Source organism: Arthrobacter sp. HMWF013 (assembly GCF_003061105.1).
GTDB lineage: Bacteria > Actinomycetota > Actinomycetes > Actinomycetales > Micrococcaceae > Arthrobacter.
On the sequence record NZ_QAIQ01000457.1, the window covers coordinates 1 to 2,327 of the forward strand.

The 2,327-nt window shown below is 66.2% G+C and carries 3 protein-coding genes; 2 read left to right on the top strand and 1 reads right to left on the bottom strand.

All coding sequences use genetic code 11. The features are described from left to right. The first annotated feature begins 337 nt into the window (after nucleotides 1-337). Nucleotides 338-1,078 carry a GAF and ANTAR domain-containing protein gene (locus DBR22_RS16500; RefSeq protein ID WP_108599913.1) on the top strand — a complete coding sequence of 247 codons (741 nt, stop codon included), beginning with the start codon at nucleotides 338-340 and terminating at the stop codon, nucleotides 1,076-1,078. A gap of 29 nt (nucleotides 1,079-1,107) precedes the next feature. Beyond that, a complete protein-coding gene (locus tag DBR22_RS16505; protein ID WP_258229253.1) occupies nucleotides 1,108-1,959 on the top strand; it encodes an oxygenase MpaB family protein in 852 nt (283 codons plus the stop codon). On the opposite strand, the gene DBR22_RS16510 is transcribed toward DBR22_RS16505, so the two are convergent. After that, nucleotides 1,903-2,327: DMT family transporter (locus DBR22_RS16510; RefSeq protein WP_146187533.1), on the bottom strand; the 425-nt coding region annotated here is incomplete at its 5' end. The genes DBR22_RS16505 and DBR22_RS16510 overlap by 57 nt on opposite strands.

A 2,327-nucleotide genomic window follows, 5' to 3' on the forward strand; every position in this document is an offset into this window, starting at 1 on the left:
GGCTTCGGAGGGGGCGGGGCTCGTCGTCGTACTCCCCTGCGAACAGCCGGCCAGAGCCAGCGAAGCGGCCAAGGTGCAAACGAGCCAGCGCCTGCCCTCCGCCGTGGCCCCGTGTTCAGGACTGTTATCACCTTCATGAGCGGACATATCCGGCCTCCTTTGCCGGGGCCAAGGTTATGACGCGGGGACGCATACGGGCTAGGGTATTTGGGCCCACGGGTCGCCCCGGTCCCCGCCCTGGCACCCGGCACCGGAAAAACCCAAGCGCGACCGGCCGGATGGGGGGATACTCAGAACAGAGCAGATTCTCACAGACCCACCAGAGGATGGCGCACACATGACTCCCAGCACCGGCAGTGCCAAAAACACGGCCAATCCGGAACCGGCGGTGGCCAACCTCGCCGGCAAACTCGGCGAACTGGCCAGGGAGCTTCAGCAGGAGCCCGATACTGACGCTCTCCTGACGGATATCGTCCACGCTGCGCTGGAACTCATCCCGCACGTTGCCGATGCCTCCGTCAGCCTGGTCGTGGGCAGGAGAACCGTGGAGTCCAGGGCTGCCTCCGGTGAGCTTCCCCTGAGGATCGATGCCCTGCAAAGCGCCACCGGCGAGGGCCCGTGTATTGACGCCGCCTATGAGCAACGGATCGTCCGGGTCCCGGACATGAGGAATGAGGCGCGCTGGCCAAAATTCGCGCAAGCGGCCTACGAAGCCGGAGCCCGCAGCATGCTGTCCTTCCAGCTCTTCGTTAAAGGCGACAACCTGGGTGCCCTGAACCTGTACGGCGAGGATGTAAACATTTTCGATGAGGAATCAGAACAGGTTGGCCTGCTCGTCGCTGCCCACGCCGCCGTCGCGTTTTCCGGCGCACAGGAAATCAGCCAGCTGAACCAGGCGCTGGGCACCCGTGACCTCATCGGCCAGGCCAAGGGAATCCTGATGGAAAGGTTCAAGATCAATTCCCTGCAGGCGTTCCACATCCTGACCAGGGCGAGCTCCGAAACCAACATCAAACTCCGGGACGTCGCGGATCACCTGGCCTCCAGCGGAGAAATCCTTACCCGAAACCGTATCTAGGGGATTCGCCGCTCCGGTACCCTGTTGCCATGGTGCCTGCACATGCCGACATGAGCGCGGAGGCCATCCTGCTGGCCGGGGCAGGGCGTGCAATTCTGCTCCAGCTCGCCCACCCCGCCATAGGGCACGGGGTGGCGGAACACAGTTCGTTCACGCAACGTCCCGTGGACAGGCTCCGCGGCACGCTCACCTATGTGTACGCCGTCACGTACGGCAACGATGAGCAGGTGAAAGAGGTCCGGCGCCGGGTGAACCGCGCGCACGCGCCGGTGCGGCGCGCTCCCGATGGAAGCTCTGACGGGTACAGCGCCTTCGAAGCCCAGGCCCAGCTGTGGGTGGTCGCAACGTTGTACGACACCGCAGTCATCATTCTGGACAGGATCTACGGGCCGTTCGACGATGCGGCGGCCGACGGGATGTACCGCGATTACGCGAAAATCGGAACCGCCCTGCAGCTGCCTGCAGAGTTGTGGCCCGAGGACCGGGCAGCATTCCGCCGCTACTACGAGCCCCGCCTGGCGGCGCTTCGTGCCCACGACGCGGCCGTCCGCGTGGGCAGGGGGCTGCTCTATCCGCCGGGAAGTGCACCGCTCTGGTACCGCGCAGTGATGCCGTTCGCCCGCTTCCTCACCGCCGGCTTCCTTCCCCACCCGCTGCGCCAGGACTTCGGGCTGCGGTGGAGCCGGCGCCACGAGCACGGCTTCAACCTGACATTTCGTGGCCTCGCGGTGGTTTACCCACGGATGCCTCGGCGCATCAGGCACTGGTTCAAGGACTACTGCCTCGGCCAGTTGACCAGCGACTTGGCGTCCGACGTCGGGGACTCAGGGGCCGCCGCTGCTGTCACCGGGGGCGGGGGCAGCGACGTGCGGCACCGCTAAGGCGGCCGACTCCGCCGTCGTGCTGTCTTTTGTGAGATCCCGGGGACGGGGTGCCGGCAGGGTCAGGATAAAGAGGCTGCCGGTGATCAGTGCGGCGCCCAGCCATGCGAGCGCGGGAAGCCGTTCACCCACCACGAGCACGGCGAGGACGGCTGCCACCACTGTCTCGGCAAGGGACACGGTGGTGGCCGTGCTGGCGCGGACCCGCGCCAGGCCCCAGCCGAACAGTACGTAGCCCGCGAACATGGGCACGAGCGCCATGTATGCGCCGACGGCAAAGTTCTGCGGCGACGCCAGAAACGGGGCGCCGGTAGCTGCGAGCACGGGCATCAGCAGCAGCCCGCCGATGCCGAAGACCGTCCCCATGA

Bases quoted from the DNA above. Each gene is read 5' to 3' on its own strand.
- DBR22_RS16500 (WP_108599913.1), top strand. From the start codon at position 338: ATGACTCCCAGCACCGGCAGTGCCAAAAACACGGCCAATCCGGAACCG.
- DBR22_RS16505 (WP_258229253.1), top strand. From the start codon at position 1,108: ATGGTGCCTGCACATGCCGACATGAGCGCGGAGGCCATCCTGCTGGCC.